The sequence below is a fragment of the Pseudomonadota bacterium genome, from assembly GCA_016195085.1.
In the GTDB taxonomy this organism is placed as follows: domain Bacteria; phylum Pseudomonadota; class Alphaproteobacteria; order SHVZ01; family SHVZ01; genus JACQAG01.
Map to the genome: position 1 here is coordinate 42,045 of JACQAG010000003.1, position 25,957 is coordinate 68,001.

General features: G+C 67.1%; 27 protein-coding genes. 13 read left to right on the top strand and 14 right to left on the bottom strand.

What is annotated here, in order from left to right:
* Positions 1-48 precede the first annotated feature (48 nt).
* From HY058_00760 to HY058_00790, 7 genes are read left to right on the top strand one after another with little or no spacing between them, the layout of a single operon-like run.
* Positions 49-1,236 (top strand): DUF2066 domain-containing protein, encoded by a 1,188-nt coding sequence (locus HY058_00760; protein ID MBI3495817.1) that lies wholly within the window; start codon positions 49-51, stop codon positions 1,234-1,236.
* Positions 1,237-1,253: 17 nt separating this feature from the next.
* Entirely contained in the window at positions 1,254-1,796 is a 543-nt protein-coding gene (locus tag HY058_00765; GenBank protein MBI3495818.1) for a CDP-alcohol phosphatidyltransferase family protein, read from the top strand.
* The gene (locus HY058_00770) at positions 1,793-2,869 is read left to right on the top strand and encodes an AI-2E family transporter (GenBank protein MBI3495819.1); all 1,077 of its coding nucleotides are present in this window, start codon (positions 1,793-1,795) and stop codon (positions 2,867-2,869) included. The genes HY058_00765 and HY058_00770 overlap by 4 nt, the downstream gene beginning before the upstream one ends.
* On the top strand, positions 2,866-3,546 hold the full coding sequence (locus tag HY058_00775; protein MBI3495820.1) for a DNA replication protein: 681 nt from the start codon (positions 2,866-2,868) through the stop codon (positions 3,544-3,546). The genes HY058_00770 and HY058_00775 overlap by 4 nt, the downstream gene beginning before the upstream one ends.
* A 14-nt stretch (positions 3,547-3,560) precedes the next feature.
* The gene (locus HY058_00780) at positions 3,561-4,337 is read left to right on the top strand and encodes an SDR family oxidoreductase (GenBank protein MBI3495821.1); all 777 of its coding nucleotides are present in this window, start codon (positions 3,561-3,563) and stop codon (positions 4,335-4,337) included.
* A gap of 39 nt (positions 4,338-4,376) precedes the next feature.
* Complete coding sequence (locus HY058_00785; protein ID MBI3495822.1) at positions 4,377-5,606, top strand: dienelactone hydrolase family protein; 1,230 nt, start codon at positions 4,377-4,379, stop codon at positions 5,604-5,606.
* 30 nt (positions 5,607-5,636) lie between these two features.
* Positions 5,637-6,377 carry an SDR family oxidoreductase gene (locus HY058_00790; GenBank protein ID MBI3495823.1) on the top strand — a complete coding sequence of 247 codons (741 nt, stop codon included), beginning with the start codon at positions 5,637-5,639 and terminating at the stop codon, positions 6,375-6,377.
* A 201-nt stretch (positions 6,378-6,578) separates the two neighbouring features.
* Here HY058_00790 and HY058_00795 read toward each other — a convergent pair whose 3' ends face one another.
* The 3 genes from HY058_00795 to HY058_00805 are packed head-to-tail and all read right to left on the bottom strand — an operon-like array spanning position 6,579 to position 7,645.
* On the bottom strand, positions 6,579-7,073 hold the full coding sequence (locus HY058_00795) for a VOC family protein (GenBank protein MBI3495824.1): 495 nt from the start codon (positions 7,071-7,073) through the stop codon (positions 6,579-6,581).
* Between the two features lie 29 nt (positions 7,074-7,102).
* Positions 7,103-7,378 (bottom strand): carboxymuconolactone decarboxylase family protein, encoded by a 276-nt coding sequence (locus tag HY058_00800; protein ID MBI3495825.1) that lies wholly within the window; start codon positions 7,376-7,378, stop codon positions 7,103-7,105.
* A 24-nt stretch (positions 7,379-7,402) separates the two neighbouring features.
* On the bottom strand, positions 7,403-7,645 hold the full coding sequence (locus tag HY058_00805; GenBank protein ID MBI3495826.1) for a hypothetical protein: 243 nt from the start codon (positions 7,643-7,645) through the stop codon (positions 7,403-7,405).
* 69 nt (positions 7,646-7,714) lie between these two features.
* Here HY058_00805 and HY058_00810 point away from each other — a divergent pair, with 69 nt between their 5' ends.
* Complete coding sequence (locus tag HY058_00810; protein MBI3495827.1) at positions 7,715-9,286, top strand: ABC transporter substrate-binding protein; 1,572 nt, start codon at positions 7,715-7,717, stop codon at positions 9,284-9,286.
* Positions 9,287-9,292: 6 nt separating this feature from the next.
* Here HY058_00810 and HY058_00815 read toward each other — a convergent pair whose 3' ends face one another.
* The 9 genes from HY058_00815 to HY058_00855 form a co-directional block, all read right to left on the bottom strand.
* On the bottom strand, positions 9,293-10,141 hold the full coding sequence (locus HY058_00815) for an alpha/beta hydrolase (protein MBI3495828.1): 849 nt from the start codon (positions 10,139-10,141) through the stop codon (positions 9,293-9,295).
* Positions 10,142-10,196: 55 nt separating this feature from the next.
* Positions 10,197-10,478: a DUF427 domain-containing protein gene (locus HY058_00820; GenBank protein MBI3495829.1), complete on the bottom strand. Its 282-nt coding sequence runs from the start codon at positions 10,476-10,478 to the stop codon at positions 10,197-10,199.
* A gap of 70 nt (positions 10,479-10,548) precedes the next feature.
* A complete protein-coding gene (locus tag HY058_00825) occupies positions 10,549-12,237 on the bottom strand; it encodes a long-chain fatty acid--CoA ligase (protein ID MBI3495830.1) in 1,689 nt (562 codons plus the stop codon).
* A gap of 58 nt (positions 12,238-12,295) precedes the next feature.
* Entirely contained in the window at positions 12,296-13,306 is a 1,011-nt protein-coding gene (locus HY058_00830) for a hypothetical protein (protein ID MBI3495831.1), read from the bottom strand.
* A complete protein-coding gene (locus HY058_00835; GenBank protein ID MBI3495832.1) occupies positions 13,291-14,268 on the bottom strand; it encodes an ATP-binding cassette domain-containing protein in 978 nt (325 codons plus the stop codon). The genes HY058_00830 and HY058_00835 overlap by 16 nt, the downstream gene beginning before the upstream one ends.
* The gene (locus HY058_00840) at positions 14,265-15,245 is read right to left on the bottom strand and encodes an ABC transporter ATP-binding protein (GenBank protein ID MBI3495833.1); all 981 of its coding nucleotides are present in this window, start codon (positions 15,243-15,245) and stop codon (positions 14,265-14,267) included. Before HY058_00840 ends, HY058_00835 begins: the two co-directional genes overlap by 4 nt.
* Positions 15,245-16,069 (bottom strand): ABC transporter permease, encoded by an 825-nt coding sequence (locus HY058_00845; GenBank protein MBI3495834.1) that lies wholly within the window; start codon positions 16,067-16,069, stop codon positions 15,245-15,247. The genes HY058_00840 and HY058_00845 overlap by 1 nt, the downstream gene beginning before the upstream one ends.
* A gap of 14 nt (positions 16,070-16,083) precedes the next feature.
* The gene (locus HY058_00850; GenBank protein ID MBI3495835.1) at positions 16,084-17,031 is read right to left on the bottom strand and encodes an ABC transporter permease; all 948 of its coding nucleotides are present in this window, start codon (positions 17,029-17,031) and stop codon (positions 16,084-16,086) included.
* A 208-nt stretch (positions 17,032-17,239) separates the two neighbouring features.
* On the bottom strand, positions 17,240-18,727 hold the full coding sequence (locus tag HY058_00855; GenBank protein ID MBI3495836.1) for an ABC transporter substrate-binding protein: 1,488 nt from the start codon (positions 18,725-18,727) through the stop codon (positions 17,240-17,242).
* 230 nt (positions 18,728-18,957) lie between these two features.
* Between HY058_00855 and HY058_00860 the strand changes: the two genes are divergently transcribed.
* From HY058_00860 to HY058_00880, 5 genes are all read left to right on the top strand, one after another.
* Complete coding sequence (locus HY058_00860; protein MBI3495837.1) at positions 18,958-20,361, top strand: amidase; 1,404 nt, start codon at positions 18,958-18,960, stop codon at positions 20,359-20,361.
* Positions 20,354-21,679, top strand: a complete 1,326-nt coding sequence (locus HY058_00865) for a glutamine synthetase (protein MBI3495838.1) — start codon at positions 20,354-20,356, stop codon at positions 21,677-21,679. The genes HY058_00860 and HY058_00865 overlap by 8 nt, the downstream gene beginning before the upstream one ends.
* A gap of 7 nt (positions 21,680-21,686) precedes the next feature.
* Complete coding sequence (locus HY058_00870; protein ID MBI3495839.1) at positions 21,687-22,487, top strand: N-formylglutamate amidohydrolase; 801 nt, start codon at positions 21,687-21,689, stop codon at positions 22,485-22,487.
* A complete protein-coding gene (locus tag HY058_00875) occupies positions 22,484-23,134 on the top strand; it encodes a cysteine hydrolase (GenBank protein MBI3495840.1) in 651 nt (216 codons plus the stop codon). Before HY058_00870 ends, HY058_00875 begins: the two co-directional genes overlap by 4 nt.
* A 121-nt stretch (positions 23,135-23,255) precedes the next feature.
* Positions 23,256-23,852 carry a class I SAM-dependent methyltransferase gene (locus tag HY058_00880; protein ID MBI3495841.1) on the top strand — a complete coding sequence of 199 codons (597 nt, stop codon included), beginning with the start codon at positions 23,256-23,258 and terminating at the stop codon, positions 23,850-23,852.
* 380 nt (positions 23,853-24,232) lie between these two features.
* Here the strand turns inward: HY058_00880 and HY058_00885 are convergent, their stop codons facing one another.
* Positions 24,233-25,252, bottom strand: coding sequence for a P1 family peptidase (locus tag HY058_00885; GenBank protein ID MBI3495842.1), 1,020 nt, complete (start codon positions 25,250-25,252; stop codon positions 24,233-24,235).
* A gap of 164 nt (positions 25,253-25,416) precedes the next feature.
* Complete coding sequence (locus HY058_00890; protein ID MBI3495843.1) at positions 25,417-25,956, bottom strand: hypothetical protein; 540 nt, start codon at positions 25,954-25,956, stop codon at positions 25,417-25,419.
* Position 25,957: the final 1 nt, after the last annotated feature.

Below are 25,957 nucleotides of genomic sequence, written 5' to 3' on the forward strand. Positions count from 1 at the left end.
GTTATATGTGTGCGGCGCCCGACAATAAATCATCGCGGACGGTTTGCAATGGCGCTGGCCGGTGGCCGCCTTCGCTCGCTCTTTTGGTGCTTGCTGTTGGCAACCGCAGTGTGGTTGCCGGGCCCTATCCATGCGCAGATCGTGCCCGATCAGAGCGACGATCTGTTCACGGTCAGGAAGGTGCCGGTGGACGTGACCGCGGACACGGCGGCGGCTGCCAGCGTGCGGGCCCTGGCCGATGGCGAGCGGCTGGCGCTGCAGCGGCTCCTGGAGCGCTTGACCTCCCGCGCCGACGCCAAGCGCTGGCCGCGGCCGGACGATGCGCAGCTCGCGAGCTTGGTGCGGGCACTCGAGGTCGCCGACGAGCGGACCTCGACCGTGCGCTATCTCGCCAATCTGACCGTGCATTTCAATCGCCAGGCGGTCCGGCGAATGCTGAACGAGGCGGGTATCGGCCTCGTATCGGCACGCGCCCGGCCGGTCATCGTGCTGCCGGTCTATCGGCTGGCCGGAACATCGTCCTTGTGGGAGGACCCCAACCCCTGGCGGGCGACCTGGGCCGGCCATCCGCCCGGCGGAGGATTGGCGCCGGTGGTAGTGCCGATCGGCGATCTCGACGATGTGGCTGCGATCAATGCGGCTCAGGCTCTCGCCGGCGACGGCCAGCGCCTCGAGGCTATCGCCCGGCGATACGGCGCCGAGGGGACGGTCGTCGCCGTCGCCACCCTGGCGATCGATCAGGACAATGGCATGCCGCGCCTCGACCTGTCGGTGACCCGCTATTCCGGCGGTCGCGACAGCACCACGGTCACCTCGCTGACCGGCGTCAACCGCGATACCGTGGCGCCGCTGCTCGATCGCGGCGTGGATCAGGTCTTGAGCGATCTGGACGAGGCGTGGAAGGCCGACAACGCCCTCCAGTCCGCGGGCGAGGAGCAGCGGCTGGTGGCAACGGTCGGCTATGAGGGCGTGACGGAATGGCTGGAGCTGCGTCGGCGCCTCGGCCAGATCGCGGCGGTCAGGCGGGTGGACATCGTCCAATTCGGCCCGCACGAAGCCCGCCTCAATATCACGTTCTTCGGCGAAAATGCGCAGTTGCGCCAGCTCATCGCCCAGGCCGGCATCGAGAGCTTGGAGCGCGAGGAGGATCTGCAGCTGCGCCTTGCTCCCGGCGCATCGAGCCTGTCGGCGTCGGGCGGCGGAGCGCCCGCGACCATACCCGTCCAGAAGCCGTGATCCCTCGCGCCATCGCCGTGAGCTTGCCCAATCTGGTCACGCTGGTGCGCCTGCTCTGCGCACCGGTCGGCGTGTATCTGATGTTGAGCGGCAGCTGGACCGAGGCGTTCTGGGTGTTCCTGGCGGCGGCCTTGAGCGACGGCATCGACGGGTTGCTCGCTCGCTGGTTGCAAGCCGACACCATGCTGGGCCGCTATCTCGATCCCTTGGCCGACAAGACGTTGCTGGTCAGCGTCTACATCACCCTCAGCCAAGCAGGCCAGCTGCCGTTGTGGCTGGTGGTGCTCGTCGTCTCCCGCGACATGCTGATCATGGGTGGCGTCCTTCTCTTGCACATGGTCGGGCAACCGCCGCGCATGGCTCCCTTGCTGGTGAGCAAGGCCAACACGGTGGCGCAGATCGCGCTCGCCGGCATCGTGCTCGCCGACCTCGCCTTCCGCTTCCAGCTCGACGGCTCGATCCTGACGGGCATGATCGCATTGGTCGGGGTCAGCACCTCCGTCTCGGCGGCGGCCTATCTCGTCACCTGGGGCCGGCAACTGCTCGCGATCGAGTCATGACCTGGCGGCAAAGGCTGCTCGTCTGGCTGGCCGGCTTCGCCGGAGCGGTCTTCGTCGTCTACGAGTTGAGAAACGTGCTGCTGCCCTTCGTCGCCGGCATGGCGATCGCCTATCTGCTCGACCCGGTCGTCGACCGGCTGGAGCGGTGGCGGCTCGGGCGGACGCCGGCGAGCGTGCTGGCGCTGGTCGCCTTCCTGCTGGCGGCACTCGGCTCCCTGCTGCTGATCGTGCCGGTGATCGAGGCGCAAATCGTCGGATTGTTGGCACGGCTGCCCCAGCTCATCCAACGCGGCCGCGAACTGCTGGCGCCCGTCATCGAGGCAGCGCTCGCGCGCCTCGGCGAGGAGGACGGAAGGAAACTGCCGGAGCTCGCCAGCGGCTATGTCGGAGACGCCGCCCGCCTGGCGCTGGGCGCGGTCGTGGGATTGCTCTCGGGCGGTGCGGCGGTCGCCAACATCCTTTCGTTGCTGTTCATCATGCCGATCGTCTCCTTCTATCTGCTGCGCGATTGGGACCACATGATCGGGCGCATCGACGGCTGGCTGCCGCGCGCCAACGCCGAGACCATCCGTGCGCAGGCGCGGGAGATCGACGCGACGCTTTCGGGCTTCGTGCGCGGCCAGTCGCTGGTTTGCCTGGCGCTGGCCGGCTGGTATGCGATGGGCCTCAGCCTCGCCGGCCTGGATTTCGGCGTGCTCATCGGCGTATTCGTCGGTCTGCTCTCCTTCATCCCCTTGGTCGGCGCGCTCGTGGGCGGGGTGCTCTCGGTCGGGCTCGGCCTCATCCAGTTCGATCGCTGGACCGATGTCGCGTTGGTGGCCGGCGTCTTTGCCGTCGGCCAAGTGCTGGAGGGCCATGTGCTGGCGCCTCGGCTCATCGGCGACAAGGTGGGGCTGCATCCGGTCTGGATCATGTTCGCCTTGCTCGCCGGCGGCGCCCTTGCCGGCTTCCTGGGCGTGCTCCTGGCGGTACCGGCGGCGGCCGTCATCGGCGTCTTGGCCAGGTTCGCTCTCGCGCGCTATCTCGAGAGTCCGTTTTACCGCGAGCCGGCGCGACCGGATGATGGCGGATGACGCCGAAGCCGGCGGCGCAGCTCGTCCTCGATCTCGGCCATCGTCCGGCATTCGGGCTCGACGATTTCCTGGTGGCCGACCCGAACCGCGAGGCGGTGGCCTGGCTCGACCGATGGCCCGATTGGCCGGCGCCGGCGCTGGCGCTCTATGGCCCCGCCGGATCGGGCAAGAGCCATCTGGCGGAGGTCTGGCGGAGCCGGAGCCGGGCGCTTGGCTTTCGGCCGAGCGATCTCGAGGTCGCACGCGTGCCGGAGCTCGCTCACGCCGGTGCGGTCGTGCTCGACCCCATGGAGGGAGCGTTCGAGGAGCGGGCGCTGCTGCACCTCTACAACACCCTGGCGGAGCGCCGCGGGCATTTGCTGCTGGTCGCCCGCGAGCCGCCTTCGCGCTGGCCGGTCGGGCTCGCCGATCTCAAGTCGCGCCTGGGGGCGCTTCCGGCCGTGGCGGTGGGTGCCCCCGACGACACGCTGCTTGCAGCGGTCATGGTGAAACTGTTCAATGACCGGCAGCTCCATGTCGAGGCGGAGCTGGTGCGCTACCTGCTCCTGCGCCTGGAGCGGTCCTTCGCTGCGATCAGGGCGGCGGTGGCCAGCCTCGACCAATCGGCCCTGGAGCAGCAGCGGCCGGTGAACGTGGCGCTGGCACGGGAAATGTTGGGCCGGCTACAAGGCCCATAGAGCGGAGGGAATGCATGGATCTGGGGATCGGCGGCAAGACTGCGCTGGTGTGCGCGGCGAGCAGGGGGCTGGGCAAAGGCTGCGCCTTGGCGCTGGCGGCGGAGGGCGCCCATGTGGTGATCACCGCCCGCGGTGCGGATGCCCTGGAAGCGACCGCAGCCGAGATCCGCGGCAAGGGCGGCAAGGCCACGACCGTGGTCGGCGACATCACCACGCCCGAGGGCAGGGCAAAGGCGCTCGCCGCTTGCCCCAATCCCGACATCCTCGTCAACAACGCCGGCGGTCCGCCGCCCGGCGATTTCCGGCAATGGAGCCGGGAGGATTGGGTGAAGGCGCTCGACGCCAACATGCTGACCCCGATCGAGCTGATCAAGGCAACGCTGGACGGAATGATCCAGCGTCGCTTCGGACGGATCGTCAACATCACCTCCTCGTCGGTTCGGGCGCCGATCCCGCATCTCGGGCTTTCGAACGGTGCGCGCACCGGATTGACCGGGTTCGTCGCCGGCATCGCCCGCCAGAGCGCGCGGCACAACGTCACCATCAACGGTCTCTTGCCCGGCCCCTTCGCCACCGACCGGCTGCGTTCGACCACGGCGGCCTCGGCCAAGCAGCTCGGCCGCAGCTTCGAGGACGTCTATGCCGAGCGCATGCAGCAGAACCCGTCCGGCCGCTACGGCACCATCGAGGAGTTCGGCGCCGCCTGCGCCTTCCTATGCAGCCAGCATGCGGGCTACATCACCGGCCAGAACCTGCTCATCGACGGCGGCGGGGTCAACAGCTCGATCTAAGGCGCACCGTCCGTCAGACACAACCCGGGAGGTCCATCCATGACAGGCAAATACGTCACCGTCCGCGCCAAGGACGGCGGCAGCTTCAAGGCCTACGTGGCGACGCCGGAGAAGGGCAGCGGCCCCGGAATCGTCCTCCTGCAGGAGATCTTCGGCATCAACCGCTATATGCGCGATGTCGCCGACTACTATGCCGAAGAAGGCTATGTGGTGCTGACGCCGGATCTGTTCTGGCGGATGGAGCCGGGCCTGGAGCTGGACGACAGCCAGATGGAGAAGGCCTTCGCGCTCTATCAGAAGTTCGACGTGGCGAAATCGGTCGAGGATATCGCCGGGTCCGTCGCCACGTTGCGCGCGCTGCCGGAGTGCAAGGGCAAGGTCGGCGCGCTCGGCTTCTGCCTGGGCGGCAAGCTCGCCTATCTCGCCGCCGCCGAGGCCGGCGTCGATTGCGCGGTCGGCTACTACGGTGTCGCGATCGAGCAGGACCTCGGTCTCGCCGCCAAGATCAAGGGTCCGCTGGTCCTGCATTTTGCCGGCGAGGACAAATATGTGCCGCCGGCGGCGGTGGAGACGATCAAGACCGCCTTCGCCGGGCGCGATGACGTCGAGATCTATGTCTATCCCGGCGTCGATCACGCCTTCTCCCGCACCGGCGGCCATGCCTACGACAAGCCGGCGGCGATGATGGCGCATTCGCGCTCGATCTCGTTGTTCCGCCGCGTCATGGGGCCGCATCTCGACCTGAGCGCCCTGTGGGAGCGGCACACCTATTATGAGTTCGGCCAGCGCGACGTCGATGCAACCATGGCAACGATGGTGCCGCAGCCTTACGTCAACCACATGCCGACCATGACCGGCGGTGTCGGCTACAAGGATCTATCGCGCTTCTACAAGAACCATTTCATCCCGAAGACACCGGCCGATACCAAGCTCATTCCGATCTCGCGAACGATAGGGTCGGATCGGATCGTGGACGAGATGCTGTTCTGCTTCACCCACGACATCGAGATCGACTGGATGCTGCCTGGCCTCAAGCCGACCGGCAAATATGTCGAGATCCCGCTGGTGGCGATCGTCTGCTTCCGCGGCGGCAAGCTCTACAACGAGCACATCTACTGGGACCAGGCCTCCGTGCTGGTGCAGATCGGCGCGCTCAATCCGAAGGGTCTGCCGGTGGCCGGGATCGACACGGCGAAGAAGCTGGTCGATGAGTCGCTGCCCTCCAACACGCTGATGGCGCGTTGGACGGAAAGCGCGCCGAAGACGTGAGGCAATAACGCCGTCTTGGAGGAGAGGGACATGAAGATCAAGGGCACGGTGGCGCTGGTCACGGGCGCCAATCGCGGCATCGGTCGCGCCTTCGTCGAGGCGCTGATCGCCAAAGGGGCAGCGCGCGTCTACGCTGCCGCGCGCGATCCGAGCCGGCTTGCCGATCTGGTGGCGAGCCACAAGGGCAAGGTCGAGCCGGTCAAGCTCGATATCACCCGTGCCGATGAGATCCAGGCGGCGGCGAAGAAGTGCGCGGAGGTGTCGCTCTTGGTCAACAATGCCGGCATCAACCTGCAGGCGGGCTTCGTCGCCTCGGCCGATCTCTCGCGCGCACGCGCCGAGATGGAGACGAACTATTTCGGTCCGCTCGCCATGTGCCGGGCCTTCGCCCCGATCCTCAAGGCCAATGGCGGCGGCGCCATCGTCAACATGTTGTCGATCCTGGCCCGCGTCAATCTGCCGATGTACGGCTCGCTGTCCGCCTCCAAGGCGGCGGCCTTGTCGATGACCCAGGGGGTGCGCGCCGAGCTCGCCCAGCAGGGGACGCTCGTCATCGGCATCATGCCCGGAGCCTGCGACACGGAGATGGAGCGCAACTTTCCCCCGCCCAAGCTCGCCCCGGCCGAAGCCGCCCGTGCCGCGCTGGACGCGGTCGAAGCGGGAGCCGAGGATGTCTATCCCGGCGACATGGCGGCAGGCATCTCCCAGGGACTGGCCGCCGATCCGAAGGCGATCGAGAAGGACTTCGCCAAGTATCTGCCGAGCGCCTAGGGGCCTAATCGAGAAGTTCGCCGGACAAGGCGGCTCCTGCACTTTGATGGTGCGTCCTTCGACAAGCTCAGGATGAGGGGGATTGTGCGTCGCAGAAAGACCGGAGTGGCAGAAAGAAAAGCCTCGTCCTGAGCTTGTCGAAGGACGCATGGCAGCGGTCCAATACTTCGGCATATACCGACGAACTTCCCGATCAATACGCTAGACGCGGGCCTTGGCTCCTGTTCGCGAGCGCTGCTGGCGCTTGCGCTGTGTCGCCGCCTTTTTGGTTGCGGACCGTTGGCGCGCGGCTCGCGCGCGGCGCTCGCCATAATGCATGCCTTCGAGCTTGAGCCCGTCGGGGTCGAGAAAGAACACCGCATAGTAGTCGTCGTAGTACTCGCCGGCAGGATCGACGATCGTGGTCCCGAGCGCCTCGAGGAATGCCTGCAACGCATCGACGTCCTTGCGGCTCGCCAAGCGGAAGGCATAGTGGTGAATGCCGACATCGCCGATGCGATGCTTTTTCCGGCGGCCCTTGGCATCGGCGGCGCCGATCCAGAAAAGCGTCTTGCCGTTCGCCCACCCCATGGCATCGGCGTATTCGGCCTCGACGTCGAAACCGAGGAATGCCATGAGGCGGCTATAGAACGCCTTCGAGGTCTGATAGTTGCCGACCCTGATGGAAAGATGATCGATCCCGGTCACGCGCACCATCTTGCACTCCGCTTTCTCATGCCCCTTGTCTACTTGACCAAGCAGAATCCCTGCGCCTCGACGCCGAGCGCCGGATTGAACTTGCTGCGGAAATTCTCGAGCGCGACCGCCGCCGTGAGCTCGACGATCTCAGCCTCGGTGTAATGCTGCTTCAGCCGGCCGAAGAAGGCATCGTCGATCTTCTGGCCGGTGATCGTCATCCGCTCGGCATAGTCAAGGGCGACCCGCTCCGGCTCGGTGAACAGCCGGCTGTCGCGCCAGGTCGCCACCTCCGCCAGTTTCGCCTCGCCGCCGTCGCTTTCCATCACACGGATGGAATTGATGTCAATTCAGAATGGGCAGCCATTGATCGAGGCGACGCGGAGATAGATGAGCGGCAGCAGCGCCTGCGGAAGTCGCCCCGACTGGGCGATGGAGGCGCTCAAAAGCTTGGCGGCGCGCAGGATCGGCGGGCAATGGGCCATGACCTTGGTCGGGTTCAACAGGTCGCCGAATATCTCGCGTTCCTTCTTGAACGTCTCCGCCAAGGTCGGGTCGCCGCCGTCATCGTCGATTTCGCTCACCCGTGGCATTGTTCCACCTTCCGTTCCGATAGTGACGATATAGTGCGTTTTCCGATTCGAAGAAAGGAGTGCGGAGCCATGCGCGCTTGGATCTTCGTTGTTGCGCCGATGCTGCTCGCCAGCGTTGCCGGCTCGGCGGAGCCGCCGAAGGTGCTGCGCTATGCGCCGGCCGCCGACTTGACCTCGTTGGACGCGCAGACGAACGGCGCGCTGGTGACCGCCGAATACGGCATGATGGTCTATGACACGCTGTTTTCCATGGATGCCACCCTGGTGCCTCGCCCGCAGATGATCGAGGCCTACACGGTGGCGCCGGACGGTCTCAGCTACGCCCTCACGCTCCGCGCGGGCCTCAAATTCCATGACGGCGCGCCGGTCACCAGCGCCGATGTGATCCCCTCGATCCGTCGCTGGATGAAGCGCGATCCGTTGGGGCGGAAAATGGACGCGGCTCTCGCCGCCTTCGAGGCCGACGGTTCCGGCGGCTTCCGGATGACGTTCAAGACCCGCTTTCCCTTTGTCGAAATGGCATTGGCCTGGACCGGGTCAGGCATGGCCGCGATCCTGCCCCGGGCAAGCGCTGAGACCGATGCCTTCAAGCCCGTCACCCAGTCGGTCGGCTCCGGCCCGTTTCGGTTCCTGCCCGAGCTCTGGCGCATCGGCAACTCCGCCGCCTGGGAGCGAAACCCCGACTATATGCCGCGCGCCGAGCCGCCGAACGGGCTCGCCGGCGGCAAAGTGGCGAAGCTCGACCGCATCGAGCTCAAATATCTTCCCGACGCCGGCACCCGCGCCAATGCGCTGAAGGCGGGCGAGATCGATCTCATCGACCTCTTGCCGGTCGATCTGGTGGCCGTGCTGCGCCCGGACCGGAATATCGTCGTGGACCGGCTTTCGCCCTTCGGCGGCGAGGGCGTCATCCGCATGAACCACCTGCAGCCGCCATTCGACAATCTGAAGGCAAGGCAGGCATTGGCCCTCACCGTAGTGCAGGCGGAATTCATGGGTGCCGCCTATGGCGATCCCGCCTGGTGGGAGCCGAGCTGCTTCTCCTGGTTCGTCTGCGGTTCTCAGAACGGCACCGCGGCGGGGTCCGAGCCTTATCGCCAGCAGGATCTCGCCCGCGCCAAGGAGCTGCTGGCGGAGTCCGGCTATCGGGGCGAGCCGATCGTGATCGTGACCGCCGCCGATGTGCCCTCGCAATATGCGATGGCGCAGGTGGCCGCCGCCAATCTCCGCAAGATCGGTGCCGCCGTCGACCTGCAGATCGTCGATTTCGGCCAGGTGATGGTGCGGCGGGAGAACCGCAATCCGCCCGCCGCCGGCGGCTGGAACCTGATCGTGCTCGGCTTCAACGGCATGTTCCTCTCCTCGCCGATCACCAACCCGGCGATCGATTCCCGCTGCGGCGAGGCGCTGTTCGGTTGGCCATGCGACGAGACGGTGGAGCGGCTGCGCACCGAGTATATGAACGAGGCCGATGCCGAGAGGCGCCGGCCGATCCTGGAGGCGCTGTCGCGGGCCGCCTGGGCCTCGCTACCCTCGGTGCTGACCGGGATGTACTACAACGCCTATGCTTGGCGCAGCGACGTCAAAGACTTGCTCCACGCCACCCAACTCGTGTTCTGGAACGTCGACAAGGTGCGATGACCCCGGTCACGCCGCCATCCAAGCGCGCACCGTCTTGACCCAAGGGCTCTCCCGGCGGCCGCCGTCGATGCTGATCTGGAAATGGTCGAAGCCTTCGAACACCTGATGCTCGACGCGGCATTTCTCTCGCTTGAGAGCCTCGACCATGGGCATGCCGGTGGTCATGACGTGATCCAGATCGCGGCTGCCCCAGGCGATGTAGAACGGCACGGCGTTGCCGGCGACATGGCTGATTGGGCTCGCCTGAGCCGCGTCCTCGGGCCGGGCGAGCAGGTCTTTGCCGCGTTTCTCCAGATCGCCCAGCTCGAACTTGAAGGTGGCGCTCACCGGAAAGCAGGCGCGGAGCGCGGCTAGCGGCACGCCGGCAGCCGCTAGCAGGTCCCGGCGCAAGGCAGCGAGGCTGGCAAGATGCCCGCCGGCGGAGTGTCCGCCAATGAACAGGCGCTCCGGGCTGCCGCCATAGCGCGCGATATTTCCATGCACCCAGGCGAGGGCCGCGACCGAGTCTTCGAGAGGTGCGGGGAACCGCACCTGGGGCAACAGCCGATAAGAGACGGAGACGAAGATCGCCGGCAGATCGGTGAATGAGGGGGCCATGTACCCCATCCATTCCTTGTAGCCGTTCGACCAGCCGCCGCCATGGAGGAACACCAGCACGGGCAGATCGCGGAGCCCGGTTGCCTCGGGCAGATAGAGATCGAGGCGCTGCCAATAGTCTTCCCCATAGGCGATATCGAGGGCCACGCGGCTGGAGCGGGCTACTTGGCGCGATCGCTCCAGGATCTCGGCGGCATAGGCCTGTGCTGCCGGCCCCATCTTTTCCTGCGACTGCACCGGCAGACTGTCGAACGCCATGAAGCCTCTTCCTTTGCTCGGCCCGCTCGACCGTCGGCGGGCGCCGCCTTCGCCCCTAACGCACCTCGACGTCGTCCCAGAACCCGAAGCGCTGGGCGACCTGCTTCATCTTGGGGAGCGGCGCCTCGTAGGACCAGGCGGCGCGTTCGTGGCGTGCCCCATCGATCACCACGTCGTAGAACTGCACGCCATGCGGGCAGGCGTGATCCGACTCCGTCTTCGGGGCCTTCTTCAGCCATTCGGTACGCACCGCGGCGCTGGGGAAATAGTGATAGCCGCCGCACTCGACGATGTCGGCGCTCTCGGCGACCACGTGACCGTTCAGGACTGCCTTCATGCCGGATCCTCCTTCGCTAACCCAGTCTAGGATGTGGGGCCTGGGCCGACGCCCCGTCAAGGGAGAGAAATCATGACGGCGCGCTCGGCGCCGTCGCCGTCGTCTGCCGCTTGGCCGCCTCCTCGGCGATCAGTTCCTTCTTCGACAGCTTGCCGATGAGAGTTTTCGGCAAAGCGTCGCGGAACTCGATTTCGCGCGGCATCTCGATCGACGACAACCGCTCCTTCAAGAACGCCTTCAAGGTCTCTGCGTCGAGAACCGCACCGGTCTTGAGCTTGCAGAACGCCTTCGGACTCTGGCCGCGATAGCTGTCGGGGACGCCGATGACGGTCGCTTCCTCCACCGCCGGATGCTGGTAGATCGCCTCTTCGATGTTGCGGGGGTAGACGTTGTAGCCGCCGCAAAGGATGAGATCCTTGATGCGGTCGACGATGAAGACATAGCCGTCCTCGTCCATGCGGCCGACATCGCCGGTGCGCAGGAGCCCGTCGATGAAGACCTGGGCGGTCGCCTCCGGTTGCCGCCAGTATCCCGCCATCACCTGCGGGCCGCCGATGCAAATCTCGCCGCGATCGCCCAGCGGCACCACGCGGTGCGGGTCCTCGAGATCCCTAAGCTCGACCCTGGTGCCGGGGAACGGCAAGCCGATGGAGCCTTCCTTGTTCAGCCCATAGAGCGGGTTGCAATTGCTGACCGGCGAGGTCTCGGTCAAACCGTAGCCCTCCACCAGCTTGCAGCCGGTCAAGGCCTCGAAGCGCTGCTTTACCTCCAACGGCAGGGGCGCCCCGCCGGAGAGGCAGTTTTCGATCGAGGCGAGGTCGTAGCGTCCGTCGGCATTGGCTGTATTGATGGCGGTGTACATCGTCGGCACGCCGGCCATGAAGGTCGGGCGCTTCTTGTGGATGGTGCGGAGCACCGTCTTGATCTCGAAGCGCGGCAGCATGATGATCGCGCCGCCCAGCGCGATGCCGACATTCATCAGCACCGTCATGGCGAAGACATGGAAGAACGGCAGCACCGACAGGAGGCGGACCCGCCCATACTCGACGCGGGTGAACCAGAGCCGGCATTGCTCGACATTGGCGGAGAGGTTGCGGTGGGTCAGCATCGCCCCCTTGGGCGTGCCGGTGGTGCCGCCGGTGTACTGCAAGACCGCGACCGCCGTGGCCGGATCGATTGCGACCGGCGCATAAGCGCCGTCATTGGCGATGAGGTCGGCAAAGCGCACATGCCCGGGACCCGCGGCAATGCGCGCGAGGTCGTGGCGCCGAACCCAGGGAAACAGCAGGCGCTTCAGCCCCGGCAGCGCATCGGCCATGGAGCACACGACGATGGTCTCGAGCGCGCTCTGGCCTCGCTGCTGCGCCAGCTTCGGATAAAGCACCTCGAGGTCGAGCGTCACCATGATGCGCGACTGGCTGTCGTCGATCTGCTTTTTCGTCTCCGGGGGAGCATAGAGCGGATTGAAATTGACCACGGTGCCGCCCGCCTTGAGCACCGCGTAGTAGCAGATGACGGAATAGGGGCAGTTCGGAAGATAGAGCCCGACCTGCACGCCGGGTCCGACGCCGAGCGCCTGGAATCCCTTCGTCGCCCGGGCGACCAGCCGGCCGAGCTCGGCATAGGTGATGATGCGATCGAGGAAGTCGATCGCCGGGAGATGGCCGAAGCGCTCGACCGAGCGGTCGAGGAGCTCACCCAGGCTCACCGACGGGATCGGCGCATCCCAGCTGATGTCCGGCGGGTAATGCGGGCTCAGATCCGCGCCGCCTGCGGCAATGGAGAGGTGCGGGGTCACCGCTCTTGGCTCCGAACCCTCATGGACGCTCCCCCATGCCGTGCTTTCCGGGCCTCCTACCCTCTGGCGAGGCTGCGGTCAACGCCGCGCCGCGCCCAGCCAGCCTTCGGTAGACGGGAGCGAGCAGGATCGGGAGCGCGTAGATCGGCAGTTGCATCGCCGCGAAGAATAGCATCAGCTCCGGGGTGGCAGCGCTGCCGAGATTGGCCCAGACCACCGCCATGTTGCGGTTGCCGCCGGCGAGCCCGATGGTGGCGGCCGCGAGCGGCGTCATCCAGCAGAAGGCGAGATAGCTCAACGCCTGGAAGCCGAGGCTGGCAGCGAAAGCGGTCGCCGCATAAATCAGCACCGCCCCGGGCTCGGCCGCAATGAGCGGGCCGACGCCATCCATGGCCGCGATCGCGAAGAGGTGCAGCAGCACCACATTGCAGCCGCCGATCACACTCTCCCGACGCTGCAGCCGGTCGGCGCCGATGGAGCGGCGGAGAAGGGCGGCAACGAGCCCGGCACCGAGGATGAACAGCGCCAACCTTGCCATCAGCGGCACGATGCCGACGCCAATGGCCACGCCGATGAGACCGAGGGCCAAGGGCGGCAGAACCAAGGGCATGAGAAAGGTCGAGCCGATGACCGCGAGCAAGGCGAGCGCGCCGTCGAGGCCCAGCAGCATGGCGATGGCGGGGGAGCTGGAGAGCGGCGGCGAGGCCGCCCACAGCACCAGCGCGTTGCCGAGCGCTTGCGGCAGGCCGAGGAAGTTCGCGGCGAGCTCGGCCAGAACCGGGCTCGCCAGCAGGATCCACGCCGGCACCAGCAGGAGGCGCTCGGGGCGACGGGCATGGCCGACGAGCACCGCTGGATCCGTGCCCAGGAACGCCGCGACCGTGAGCACGAAGACGAGGGCGGGCAAGCCCGGGCGCATGAGATGTGCCAGCTCCGGCAGCGCGATGCCGACGAGGAGCCCCGCCGCCATCAGCACCGTGCCGCGGCGTTGCAGGAGAGCAAGGAAGCGCTCGATCATGCGAGATGGCATGCGGCGCGGTGCTGGCTCGCGACTTCGCGGAGCGCCGGCGTTTCCGCCCGGCAGATTGCCTCCGCCTTCGGGCAACGCGAGGCGTAGGGACAGCCGGCCACGGGCGGGGCCACGGCATCGAGGGGGGTGGCCGCCAGCCTCTGGCCGCGGCGGTCGCGCCGACGCTCTCCCGGCACGAGGCTGGGCACGGCGGCGATCAGCGCCTCGGTGTAGGGATGGCGCGGGTTGGCGAACAGCGTGTCGGCGGCGGCCTCTTCGACGATGCTGCCGCGGTACATGACCGCGACCGTCTCGGCCACATGCTCGACCACGGCGAGGTTATGGCTGATGAAAAGGTAGGTGACGCCGTGGCGCCGGCTCAGATCCAGCATGAGGTTCAAGACCTGGGCCTGCACCGAGACGTCGAGAGCCGAGACCGGCTCGTCGGCAACAATCAAGGCCGGTCGGGTGATGAGTGCGCGGCTGATGGCGATGCGCTGACGCTGGCCGCCGGAGAATTCGTGGGGATAGCGCTCGGCCGCATCCGCCGGCATGCCGACCGCTTCTAGAACCTCGGCGACCCGGTCGCGACGTTCGCCGCCGCCGACCGACGGCAAAGCGTCCAAGGGCTCGGCGACGATGCGGCCGACCCGATGCCTGGGGTCGAGGGAGCCATAGGGATCCTGAAACACCATCTGGAAGTCGCGGCGGCGCCGCCGGAGCTCGCTTTGGCTCAAGCGGAAGAGATCCTCGCCCTTGAGCTTGACCGTGCCGGCGTCGGGCTCGTCCAGCGCCATGACCAGGCGCGCCAGAGTCGACTTGCCGGAGCCGGACTCGCCGACGATGCCGAAGCTGCGGCCGGACTCGACCGTGAGGCTGACATGGTCGACAGCGGTCAGCCGCGGGGCCCTCGAGAACGGGCTGGCGCGCGGCAGCTTGAAGCGCCGAACCAACCCTTCGGCCGCGAGCAAGGGCTGGCTCACGGGGCATTCTCCCCGGCGCGAAGGCAGAGCGCCCGGTGGTCGGTCCCGAGCGCATGCCAAGGCGGTTCGCCCGCACGGCAGGGCTCGATCGCCAGACGGCACCGATCGGCAAAGGCGCAGCCTTTGGCGAGGGAAGACGGCTCGGGAACCGTGCCGGGAATGGCGACGAGCCGGCTGCCGCGGGCCACACCGGCCCGCGGCAGAGCCCCGAACAAGGCGGCGGTGTAAGGGTGGCCGCGCCGCTCGTAGAGCTCGACCGTGGGGCCGCTCTCGACGACGCGGCCGGCATACATGACCAGCACCCGGTCGGTCACGTCATAGATGACGCCGAGATCGTGGCTGATGAGGATGAGGGCCATGCCCGAATCCTCAACGAGGTCGTGAATGAGGTCGAGGATCTGCGCCTGCACGGTCACATCAAGGGCCGTGGTCGGCTCATCGGCGATGAGGATGTCCGGAGCGCAGGCGAGGGCGATCGCGATCATCACCCGCTGGCGCTGTCCGCCGGAGAGCTGGTGCGGGTATTGGGCGAGCCTGGAGCGCGGCTCCGGCAGGCGCACGCGGTCGATGAGGCGCTCGGCTTCGGCCAAGGCCGCACTCTCGGCCATGCCGCGATGCAGGACCAGGCTCTCGGCGATCTGCGCGCCCACGGTCTGCACCGGATTGAGCGCCGTCATCGGCTCCTGGAAGACCATGGCGATGCGGTCGCCGCGGAGGCGGCAGAGCCGCTCCTCGCTGGCGGCCAGCAAATCCTCGCCTTCGAAACGGACACGACCGGAGGCAACCGCGCGCTCCGGCAGCAAGCCCATGATGGCGAGCGCGGTCAGGCTCTTGCCGCTGCCGGACTCGCCGACGATGCCCAGGATGTCGCCGCGCTCGAGCGTGAAGTCGACCTCCCGCACCAGCGACACGAGCCCACGGCTCGCGGGGATGCGGACCGCCAGCGTCTCGACCGTGAGCAGGGGATTCGCGGCCATCAGCGTCGCCGCATCAGCCTGGGATCGAGGGCATCGCGGAGCCCGTCGCCCAGGAGGTTGAGGCCGAGCACGACCGTTACGATGGCGAGGCCTGGATAAACCGCCAGCATCGGCGCACGGAACATGAAGCTCTGGGCCTCGTTCAGCATCCGCCCCCAGCTCGCCTCGGGAGGCTGGGTCCCAAGCCCGAGATAGCTCAAGCCGGCTTCGGCCAGCACCGCCAGCGCGAACTGGATGGTCGCCTGCACGATCAGCACATTGGCGATGTTCGGCAAGACATGCTCGAGGGTGATCTTGAGCTTGCCCTTGCCGGCGGCGCGCGCCGCCAGGATGAAATCCCGGGCCCAGATCGCATTGGCCGCACCGCGGGTGACGAAGGCGAAGACCGGGATGTTGAAGATGCCGATCGCCAGCATGGAATTGATCATGCCGGGGCCGAGGATGGCGGTGATCAGGATCGCCGACAGAATCGCGGGAAAGGCGAAGGTGAAGTCGGAGGCGCGCATGATCGCGTCCTCGATCCAGCCGCGGATGGCCGAGGCGGCGAGGCCCAGCATGACGCCGGCGGCGATGCCGATGCCGACCGCGACCACGCCGACCAGGATCGAGTTGCGCGAGCCAATGAGGATCATCGAAAAGACGTCGCGGCCGAAATGATCCGTGCCGAACCAGTGAGCCGCCGAGGAAGCGGCCAGGCGCTGGGTCACGTTGACGGCGAGCGGCGGGTAGGGAGTCCAGAGGAGCGAGAGCGCGGCCGCCGCCAGCACCAGCCCGCTCAGCACGGCGCCGATGAGGAAGTTGCGCTGGCCGAGGCAGCGCCGCATCAGGCTCGGCTGGCTCACGACCGGCCCCTGAGCCTGGGGTCGATCGCGGCATAGAGGAGGTCGACCACGAAATTGATGGTCACCACCATGGTGGCCAGCAGCACCACCACGTCCTTGACCACGATGAGATCGCGCTGGTTGATCGACTGGAAGATGAGCCGGCCGAGCCCGGGAAGCGTGAACACGTTCTCGATGACGATGGTGCCGGCGAGAAGATTGGCGAATTGCAGGCCCATGATGGTGACGACCGGAATGAAGGCGTTGCGGAGCACGTGGCGCCTCAAGGTCTGGCTCTTGGAGAGGCCCTTGGCCCGGGCGGTGCGCACGAAGTCCTCGCGCAGGATCTCCAGGACCGCCGATCGCGTCACCCGCGCCAGGATCGCCGCCTGCACCACGGCCAAGGCCACGGCCGGCAGGACCAGCGATTTCAGCGCCGGCAAGAGGCCGGCAGACCAGCCCGGAAAGCCGCCGGCCGGCAGCCATCCCAGGCCGACGGCGAAGAACAGGATCATGAGGATGGCGAACCAGAAGTTCGGCACGGCGATGCCGATCTGGGTCGCGACCATGATGCCGTAGTCGCCGATGGTGTTGTGGCGGGCGGCGGCGTAGAGGCCGAGGCTGAGCGCGATCGCGGTGGTGAGCGCCATGGCAATCAGCGCCAAGGGCAAGGTCACGACCAGCCGCTCGCCGATGAGCTCGGCCACGGCCGAGCCATAGGTGTAGCTGGTGCCGAGCTTGAAGGTGACGAGGCTGCCGACCCAGTCGAGGTAGCGCTCGACCGGCGGACGATCGAGACCGAGGCGGTCGCGGAGCGCGTGCAAGGCATCGGCCGGCGCGTCGGGGCCGAGCATCACCAAGGCCGGATCCCCCGGCAGCACCTCGAGCACGAGGAAGACCACGAGCGAGGCTGCGACCAAGGTGGCGAAGAACGTCAGCAGGCGGCGAATGAGGAAGGCGGTCATATCGAAGTAATTTGGGTATGGCGCCGGCTGGCCTGCAATTGCCTAGCGCAGGCCCCCACCCCGACCCTCCCCCGCGGTCGCGGGGGAGGGGGGATGACTTGGCTCATTGCTCCCTCCCCCACGTCTCCGTGGGGGAGGGGTGGGGTGGGGGCCTCTGGAACATTGAGGGCTCGGCTAAAGCTGCCGTACTTCGAAGCGGGCGGATCCGCTACTGCGTCCACGCCACCTCGGTCAGATCGTTGGCCTGGACCGGGCTGTTTTCCCATAGGCCGGTCAGATTGGCGTTCCACACGCCGATCTTCGGCAGCATGAACAGGAACACGCAGACGGAATCGTCGGCCAGCATGCGCTGGGCGTCCTGGAGCGCCTTGTTGCGCCCTTCGTCGGTCGGCGCCACCAGCGCCTGGTCGATCAGCGCCTTGAATTCCGGCTTGCCGTACTGGAAGTAGTAGTTCGGGTCGGCGTAGATGTTGATGTCGAAGGCCTCGGTGTGGGAGATGATGGTCAGGTCGTATTGCTTGCCCTTGAAGACCTGCTCCAGCCATTGCGGGAACTGGATCGACTCGATCGTGGTCTTGACGCCGACCTGGCTCAGCATCGCCTGGATGAGCTCGCCCGAGCGCTGGGCATAGGCCGGCGGCGGCAGCCGGAGGCTCAGGGACAGGTTGCTCTGCCCGGCCTCCTTCAAGAGCGCCTTCGCCTTCTCCGGGTTGTAGGGATATGTCCCGGTCAGATCGATGTAGGCCGGGTGGTTCGGGGAAAAATGGCTGCCGATCGGCGTGCCGAATCCCGACATAGCGCCCTGGATGACCGCGTTGCGGTCGATGGCGTGGGCCAAGGCGCGCCGCACGCGGACGTCGTCGAAGGGCGGCTTCTTGTTGTTGATGGAGACGATGGTCTTACCTTCGGTGTTGCCGATGGCCACCTTCAGCTTCGGCTCGCGCTTCAGCCGGTCGATGGCATCGGTGCCGCCGATATTGGGAAAGGCATCGATGTCGCCGGCGAGCATCGCGGCGATCGCCGCCTGCTGATCAGGCACGAAGCGGAACGTCGCCTTGTTGAGCTTGATGTTGGCCGCGTTCCAATGCGCGGGGTTCTTCTCCACCTCGATCCTGTCGCCCTTGTTCCAGCGGACGAACTTGAACGGGCCGGTGCCCACCGCCTGGTTCTTGGCTTCCGGAATGATGCCGGGCGCCATCACCACGGTCTCGCCGAGGCCGAGGAGATAGGGCACCAGGCCCAGGGGGTGAGCGAGCTTGACGACGACGGTGTTGGGATCGGGTGTCTCCACCTTCATCCCGGCGTCGGTCAGCATCGATTTCTTGGGATTACTGCTCTCGGCGGAGACGGCGCGGGCAAGCGAGGTCGCGACCGCGGCCGAGGTGAGCTCGGTGCCGTCATGGAACTTGACCCCGCGGCGGAGCTTGAAGGTGTAGGCGAGGCCGTCGGCCGACAGGTTCCACTCGCTCGCCAGGCTCGGCACCACGCGGCTGGCGCGGTCGATCCGGGTCAGCCCCTCATAGACATTGGTGTAGAGAACTTCCTTGATCGCGGCGGCCGGGCTCAGCATGAGGTCGAGATGCGGCGGCTCGAGCACCATGCCGAGCACGATCGCGTCCTTCTCAGCCCGGGCGCCCACGGCGGTCATGACCGTCGTCGCCAGCGCCGCCGTGAACAGCATCGTCCGCTTCATCATTGTCTCCGCTCCTCGTCAGACCGACGGCACGCTTGCGGCCGGGGCGGCGGCAAGGTGCAAAAGAAGGTGGGACGCGATGGTCGCCGATCCATCCGGTCCTGTCTAGCGGCCGCGATTCGAGCCAGGAGCAAGCTTGCCCGGACGGGATGGCAGAGGGCGTCGCCATCGCGTAACCTCTGGTCGTCAAGAGACGTGTCATCGACCTTACCAGCCCCTTGAGCGAGCCCCCTTTGACTCTGCTTCACGACCTCGCCGCCCGCGATCTCCTGGAAGCCTATCGCCAGAAAACGCTCTCGCCTTTCGAGGCGGTCCGGGCCGTGCTGGACCGGATCCAGCGATGGGAGCCGTCGCTGAACGCCACCTACAAGCTCGATCCCGATCAGGCGCTATCCGGCGCCAAGGCGGCCGAAGCGCGCTGGCAGAAGGGTGAAGCCGTGGGGCCGCTCGACGGCGTGCCGGTGATGATCAAGGAGAACATCGCAACCAAAGGCGTGCCGGTGCCGCTTGGAACCGCCGCCAGCGAGCTCAAGCCCGCAGCCCAGGATGCGCCGCCTGCCGCCCGGCTGAGAGAGGCCGGCGCCATCATCCTCGGCAAGACGACGATGCCCGATTACGGCATGTTGTCGTCGGGCCTGTCGAGCTTTCATCCGCTGACCCGCAATCCCTGGGACTTAACCCGGAACCCCGGCGGCTCCAGCGCCGGTGCGGGTGCAGGTGCCGCCGCCGGCTACGGCCCCTTGCATCTCGGCACCGATATCGGCGGCTCGGTTCGGCTCCCGGCCGGCTGGTGCGGCATCTTCACCTTGAAGCCGAGCCTCGGCCGGATTCCGATCGATCCGCCCTATATCGGCCGCGTCGCCGGACCGATGACGCGGAGTGTGGGCGATTCCGCGCTGATGATGAGCGTGCTGTCGCTGCCCGACGCAAGCGACCATATGAGCCTCCCCTATCAGAAGCAGGACTGGCTGAAGCTCGACCGGGATCTCAGCGGGCTCAAGCTCGGCCTCCTCATGGATGCGGGCTGCGGCTTTCCCCCCGAGCCGGAGGTGCGCCAGGCGGTCGAAGCCGCCGCCAGGAGCTTCGAGGCGGCGGGTGCGGTGGTCGAGCCGATGCGGCCCTTCCTCTCCAAGGCGATGCTGGACGGGCTCGACAATTTCTGGCGCATGCGCGCCTGGTTGGATCTGTCGGCGCTGGCACCGGATCGGCGGGCGAAGGTCCTGCCGTTCATCGCCGATTGGGCGGGAGCGGCGGCATCGCTCACCGGCGTCGAGGTATTCACGGGCTTCAGCCAGATCATGGTCATGCGCCAAGCCGCCAACGCCGCCTGCCGGCCTTACGATTACGTGCTGTCGCCGACCGCGCCGATGCCTGCCTATGCAGCCGAGCTGCCGTCGCCCACCAACGACTCCAAGCGGCCCTTCGAGCACATCGGCTTCACCGTTTCCTTCAACATGTCCGAGCAGCCGGCCGCGTCGATCAATTGCGGCTACACCGAGTCGGGACTGCCGATCGGGCTGCAGATCGTGGGCAGGCGCTTCGATGATCTGGGCGTTCTGCAGATCGCGCGGGCCTACGAGAAGATCCGCTCCGAGCAGCGCCCCTGGCCGGAACCGCCGAACGCCAGACATGGTTGAGACGGCGATGAAGCGCGAAGAGCTGATCATGGTCTGCACCTGCGACATCGCCGGGCAGGTCCGCGGCAAAGGCTTTCCGGCGAAGGCCTTGCCGGGGCGGCGCGCGCGAGGCGTCGGTTGGGTTCCCACCAACAGCATGATCAGCACTTTCGGCCCGATCGGCGATACGCCCTTCGGCGCCTTGGGCGATCTCATGCTGGTGCCGGACCCGGCCACCGAGGTCAGGGTCGATTTCGGCGACGAGAGCGCCGTCGAGCATTTCTTCCTGGGCGACATCAACGAGACCGACGGCCGGCCCTGGTCGTGCTGCCCGAGGCACTTCCTCAAACGCGGGTTGGATGCCTTGGACCGGGCGGTGGGCGTGCGCCTCTTCGCCGCGTTCGAGCAGGAGTTCGCCTACACCGGGGTCGAGGACCGTCCAGGATCGGCCTATAGCCTCGATGCCGTGCGTCGCCAGGGCCGGTTCGGGGAGGTGTTCCTCAGGGCGCTCCGCGCCGCCGGGGTCGAGCCGGATACGTTCATGGCCGAATACGGGCCGCGGCAATTCGAGGTGACCTGCGAGCCTTCGACTGGCGTCACCGCGGCCGATCACGCCGTCGTGGTGAGAGAGATGGCGCGCGCCACTGCGCACCGCCTGGGCCACCGGGCGAGCTTCACCCCGATCGCGCACCCCGAAGCGGTCGGCAACGGCGTCCACATCCACATGAGCCTTCGCGACCGCCTCGGGCGGCCGGTCACCTATGACCCGAAGCGCGCCTATGGCCTGACACAAACGGCCGAGCATTTCATGGCCGGCGTTATCCATCATATGGCCGCACTTTGCGCGGTGACCGCACCCAGCCTCATCTCCTACATCCGCCTCACGCCCAACCGCTGGGCTCCGACCTTCGCCAACATCGCGATCGGCGACCGGGAAGCGAGCATCCGGGTCTGCCCGATCTTCGCCGGCGGGTCGGAGGCGGCGAAGCAGTTCAATCTCGAATTTCGTCCCGCCGATGCCGCCGCCAGCCCGTACCTGGCCTTGGGTGCGGTGGTGCATGCCGGGGTCGATGGCATCGCCAAGAAGCGGAGGCTGCCGAAGCCAGCGGCGAAGGGACCCGCCAAGATGACGAAGCGCCAGCTCAAGGCCGCCGGCATCAAGCCGTTGCCGGGCTCGCTCGCCGCCGCTCTCGATGCGCTCGAGGCAACACCGGAGGCGGCCGATTGGTTCGGACCGGTGTTCCTCGATCTGTATCTCAGGCATAAGCGCTCGGAGATCAAGCTCCTGGACGGCACCGATGCGGCCGAGCAGTGCCGCCGCTACGCCGAGGTCTACTGAGGAGGCGATGGCTCAAGGCATCGCCGAAGGGAGCGATCGGCTCCTCGCCGCCGACGAACCGCCCGCAGTGACCATCCTGCGCGAGGACGGAGGCTCGCCCTTCTTCCTTACCGCCGATCATGCCGGCAAGACTCTGCCGCGGCGCATGGGCGGGCTCGGGCTGCCGGAAGGCGAGCTCGAGCGGCACATCGCCTGGGATATCGGCATTGCCGGCACCTCGCGCCTTCTGGCCGATAGGCTCGACGCCTTCCTCATCCTGCAGACCTATTCGCGGCTGGTGATCGACTGCAACCGCGCGCCGGGCGTGCCGACCTCGATCCCGGTGCTGAGCGAGCTTACCCGGATCCCGGGCAACGAGCAGCTGACCGCCGCCGACGCGGCGGCGCGGGTGCGGGAGATCTTCGAGCCCTACCACGGGCGCATCGTCCGGGAGCTGGATGCGCGCCGCGATACCGGGCGGCCGACCGTGCTCATCGCCATGCACAGCTTCACGCCGGTGTTCAAGGATTTTGCCCGACCGTGGCACGTGGGCGTGCTCTACAACCGCGACCCCCGGCTCGCGCGCATCATGCTTAAGCTGCTCGGGACGGAAGGGGATCTGGTAGTCGGCGACAATGAGCCCTATGCGATCAGCGATGAGAGCGACTACACGATCCCGGTGCATGGCGAGAGACGCGGCATCCCCCATGTCGAAATCGAGATCCGCCAGGACCTGATCGCCGATGCGAAGGGCCAAGCCGCCTGGGCGGATCGGCTCGCCCGGCTCTTGGAGGAAGCTTACCGCCAGTTGGGAGAGGTTCGGCCATGACGGAGTCCCTGAGCCGCGAGGTGCCGGTCAAGCCGGCGGAGACCGCGCTCCTGTTGATCGATGTGCAGAATTACTGCGCCTCGCGCCAGGGCGGTGAATTCAAGGATGTTCCGCCGGCTTCATTCGAGGAAAAGCTCGGCTACTACTTCTCTTCGCTGGAGCAGATGGCGGTGCCCAACATGCAGCGCCTGCAGCTTGCCTGCCGCGCCGCCAGGATCGAGGTCATGTACACCATGATCCAGAGCCTGACCCAGGACGGCCGCGATCGGAGCCTGGATTACAAGATCACCGGCTTCAATGTGCCGCCCGGCTCCTGGGACGCCCGGATGCTGGATGCCATCAAGCCGGCGGAGGACGAGATCGTCATTCCGAAGACCTCCTCCAGCGTCTTCGTCTCCACCAACATAGACTATGTGCTGCGCAATCTCGGTGTGCGCTATCTGGTGATCGCCGGGATCGTGACCGATCAATGCATCGAGTCCGCGGTGAGAGATGCCTGCGATCTGGGTTATCTGGTGACGCTCGTGACGGACGCCTGCACCACCTACACCAAGGAGCGCCATGACTGGGCGCTGAGGGCGATCAAGGGCTATTGCCGACAACGGAGCACGCGCGAGTTCCTGAAGGAGCTCGAGGCGCTGAATTGAAGTTTGCCCGGGGGCGCGGAAGATGAGCCAGAGATGGTTGCGCCGTGTGCGGCGGTGGCTCAGGGCCAAGCGGCGCTCGGCGATCCCGCAGGGGCTCATGGAGACCATCCAGCAAGGCACCATTCACTACGCCTACAAAGGCATCCCCGCGCTCAAGAGCCCGTTCGACATGGCGCTCTATCAGCTGCTGCTGTGGGAGCTGAAGCCGGCAACGGTCCTGGAGATCGGCTCGCACCGCGGCGGCAGCGCGCTGTGGCTCGCCGATACGCTCCGCGCCATGGACCTCGATTGCCCGGTGCATTCCGTCGATCTCAACCCCGTCGAGGGTGTGGCGGCACCGGGCTTGACCTTTCATGTGGGTGACGCCCGCGCGCTGGCGGAGGTCTTCACCGCGGATTTCTTGCGATCGCTCCCGCACCCCTTGCTGGTCATCGAAGACGCCGATCACCAGGCCGATACCACGCTGGCCGTGCTGCGGTTCTTCGCGCCCTGGCTGACACCGGGCGACTACATGGTGATCGAGGACGGCATGGTGGGCGATATCGGCCTCGGCCATCGCTATGGCGGCGGACCGTGCGTCGCCATCGAGCGGTTTCTGGCCGAGGAGGACGGACGCTACGAGGTCGATCGCCGCTACTGCGACTGGTACGGACGCAACGTCACCTGGAACGTCAACGGCTATCTCCGCCGCACCGGCGCGGCGCCAAAGGTCGCCTAGGCAGGCCCGCTCCGAGCCGGTGTCCCAGGGTGCGCGAGTGCCCGGGACTGGGACGGCGGGACAAAACACCGGTTTTCATGTAACATATTGTTTTATAACTGTAATTCCAGCCCAGGGCGTTTGCGCCGACTGGGTTCAGGTGGCGCTTGGTTGGGACGCTTGCGGAGCGCGGATTTCGCGGGAAATCGAGCCCGACCGCAATCTGATTTTGCTATGACCCTCACCCCCGCCCTCTCCCGCGGTGCGGGAGAGGGGGGAAAGAACTCTGCGACGGCTCTCTCTCCCGCACCGCGGGAGAGGGCGGGGGTGAGGGTATCGCAATTCTCTAGCAGGGAAGTTCGAGCCTGACCCCATTTAGCGCATTTGGCGGCCGCACGCGCTCAGGCGAGCGAGCGGTACCCGGGAAAACGGCCGAGGGTCTCGGCCTCATAGACGCCGCGGCAGATGGCGCGCGCCAGGCAGTCGGCGGCGAGGCTGCCGATCCTGGCCAACATCAGCGCATCGACCAGCGGCACGCGGCCGGTTGCGATCGCAAAGACCGTATCGCCGTCGAAGGGCGTGTGCGCCGGTCGGATCGCCCGGGCGAGCCCGTCCTGGGCCATGATCGCCACGCGCTCCGCCTCGGCCTTGCCGAGGGTGGCGTTGGTGGCGATGACCGCGATCGTCGTGTTGACGGCGGGCGAGGCGACCGAGGCCGCGGGCAAGGGCATCTCCAGGGCCAGCGGAATTGCACTCTTGGGCGGGCCGATTCCGCCGAACTCGCCGTCCTGCTCCAGGGCCCAGGCCCAGAAGTGCTTGCTGTCGCCGATGGTGACCGGCCCGTAGCTGTTGACGGCGACCAGCGCGCCGACTTCGATTCCATCCGACGTCACCGCCGAGGCGCTGCCGAGCCCGCCCTTCAGCCGATGCGCCTTGGCGCCGTAACCAGCGCCGACATTGCCCAGGAGAAAATCCTGAGCGGCGGCGGCAACCGCGTCCATCCCGAGCCGGCGATAGGGCGGCGTCTCGCCCCAGCTCTTGTCGCCGCCATTCACCAGATCAAAGAGGATCGCCGCGGGCACGATCGGAATCACGGCACTCCTAAGCACGAAGCCGCGGCCGTCGGCGGCGAGCCGGGCGACCACGCCCGAGGCCGCCTCCAGTCCGAACACCGAGCCGCCGCTCAAGACCACCGCGTCGGCGCGATCAACGAGGCAGCTCGGATCCAGCGCATGGATCTCTCTCGTGCCAGGCGCGCCGCCGCGGACATCGGCCGCCATCACCGCGCGCTGATCGGGCAAGACCACGCTGACCCCGGTCCAGGCGCGCGCATCCACCGCATTGCCGACGCGGATGCCGGCGACGTCGGTGATCAAATTGCGCGGGCCCGGACGCGCCGAGGGCTGCGAGGCGTCCGGCACGGGCTAGGGCTTCTTGTCGCGGCTTGCCCCCACCCCGACCCTCCCCCGCTTCCGCGGAGGAGGGGGCAGGAGGCGATGCGTTCCGTTCCCTCCCCCACCTCGGGTGGGGGAGGGTGAGGGTGGGGGCATCGTGGGATCGGAATTCCTATGGCGATGTCCGCGCATCAGCGGGTCAGGCTCGGCCGCGGCATGCGGCCGCGGACGGGCGGCAGCGGCGCCGGCGCCCGGTCCTCGGGCTCGTCGTCCTTCAGCTCCATCTCCGCGGTGACTTTCGCGGCTTCGGCGTCGGCGACCTCGTCATTGCCGTAGCTCATGCCCACCAGCATGAAGGCGACGGCGAGGCCGGAGGCGGACAGGGCCGCCACCCCGCCCCAGATCCAGCCGAAATTGTAGCCGACATTGGCGATGCCGATCCAAAAGGCGGCAAAGGCCAGCGCGGTGGACATCAGGAGAAAGGCGATGCGCCCCATGATCCTGAGGAGCCGGCTGGTCTTGACCAGCTCGCGCATGGAGGTCTTGACCTCGGCCTCGCGGATCGCCGCCGCGATCTCCTTGCGCGCCAGCTTCTGCCAGTCGCTGAGCCGCATGCCCGACACGCCTTCCAGGCGCTCGAACACATCCTCCGGCTCCGGATTCTCGATCGCCTCGCGCAGTTCGGCGACGATCTCGTTGGCGCGTTCCTCAGCGGTCTTGCGCTTCGCCACG

Coding starts and splice junctions, on each gene's coding strand:
- HY058_00790 (MBI3495823.1), top strand. CDS start 5,637: ATGAAGATCAAGGGCACGGTGGCGCTGGTCACGGGCGCCAATCGCGGC.
- HY058_00815 (MBI3495828.1), bottom strand. CDS start 10,141: ATGGCGTTCGACAGTCTGCCGGTGCAGTCGCAGGAAAAGATGGGGCCG.
- HY058_00810 (MBI3495827.1), top strand. CDS start 7,715: ATGCGCGCTTGGATCTTCGTTGTTGCGCCGATGCTGCTCGCCAGCGTT.
- HY058_00870 (MBI3495839.1), top strand. CDS start 21,687: ATGGCTCAAGGCATCGCCGAAGGGAGCGATCGGCTCCTCGCCGCCGAC.
- HY058_00820 (MBI3495829.1), bottom strand. CDS start 10,478: ATGAAGGCAGTCCTGAACGGTCACGTGGTCGCCGAGAGCGCCGACATC.
- HY058_00830 (MBI3495831.1), bottom strand. CDS start 13,306: ATGCCATCTCGCATGATCGAGCGCTTCCTTGCTCTCCTGCAACGCCGC.
- HY058_00875 (MBI3495840.1), top strand. CDS start 22,484: ATGACGGAGTCCCTGAGCCGCGAGGTGCCGGTCAAGCCGGCGGAGACC.
- HY058_00800 (MBI3495825.1), bottom strand. CDS start 7,378: ATGGAAAGCGACGGCGGCGAGGCGAAACTGGCGGAGGTGGCGACCTGG.
- HY058_00780 (MBI3495821.1), top strand. CDS start 3,561: ATGGATCTGGGGATCGGCGGCAAGACTGCGCTGGTGTGCGCGGCGAGC.
- HY058_00775 (MBI3495820.1), top strand. CDS start 2,866: ATGACGCCGAAGCCGGCGGCGCAGCTCGTCCTCGATCTCGGCCATCGT.
- HY058_00855 (MBI3495836.1), bottom strand. CDS start 18,727: ATGATGAAGCGGACGATGCTGTTCACGGCGGCGCTGGCGACGACGGTC.
- HY058_00850 (MBI3495835.1), bottom strand. CDS start 17,031: ATGACCGCCTTCCTCATTCGCCGCCTGCTGACGTTCTTCGCCACCTTG.
- HY058_00795 (MBI3495824.1), bottom strand. CDS start 7,073: ATGGTGCGCGTGACCGGGATCGATCATCTTTCCATCAGGGTCGGCAAC.
- HY058_00770 (MBI3495819.1), top strand. CDS start 1,793: ATGACCTGGCGGCAAAGGCTGCTCGTCTGGCTGGCCGGCTTCGCCGGA.
- HY058_00785 (MBI3495822.1), top strand. CDS start 4,377: ATGACAGGCAAATACGTCACCGTCCGCGCCAAGGACGGCGGCAGCTTC.
- HY058_00840 (MBI3495833.1), bottom strand. CDS start 15,245: ATGGCCGCGAATCCCCTGCTCACGGTCGAGACGCTGGCGGTCCGCATC.
- HY058_00845 (MBI3495834.1), bottom strand. CDS start 16,069: ATGCGGCGCTGCCTCGGCCAGCGCAACTTCCTCATCGGCGCCGTGCTG.
- HY058_00805 (MBI3495826.1), bottom strand. CDS start 7,645: ATGCCACGGGTGAGCGAAATCGACGATGACGGCGGCGACCCGACCTTG.
- HY058_00865 (MBI3495838.1), top strand. CDS start 20,354: ATGGTTGAGACGGCGATGAAGCGCGAAGAGCTGATCATGGTCTGCACC.
- HY058_00760 (MBI3495817.1), top strand. CDS start 49: ATGGCGCTGGCCGGTGGCCGCCTTCGCTCGCTCTTTTGGTGCTTGCTG.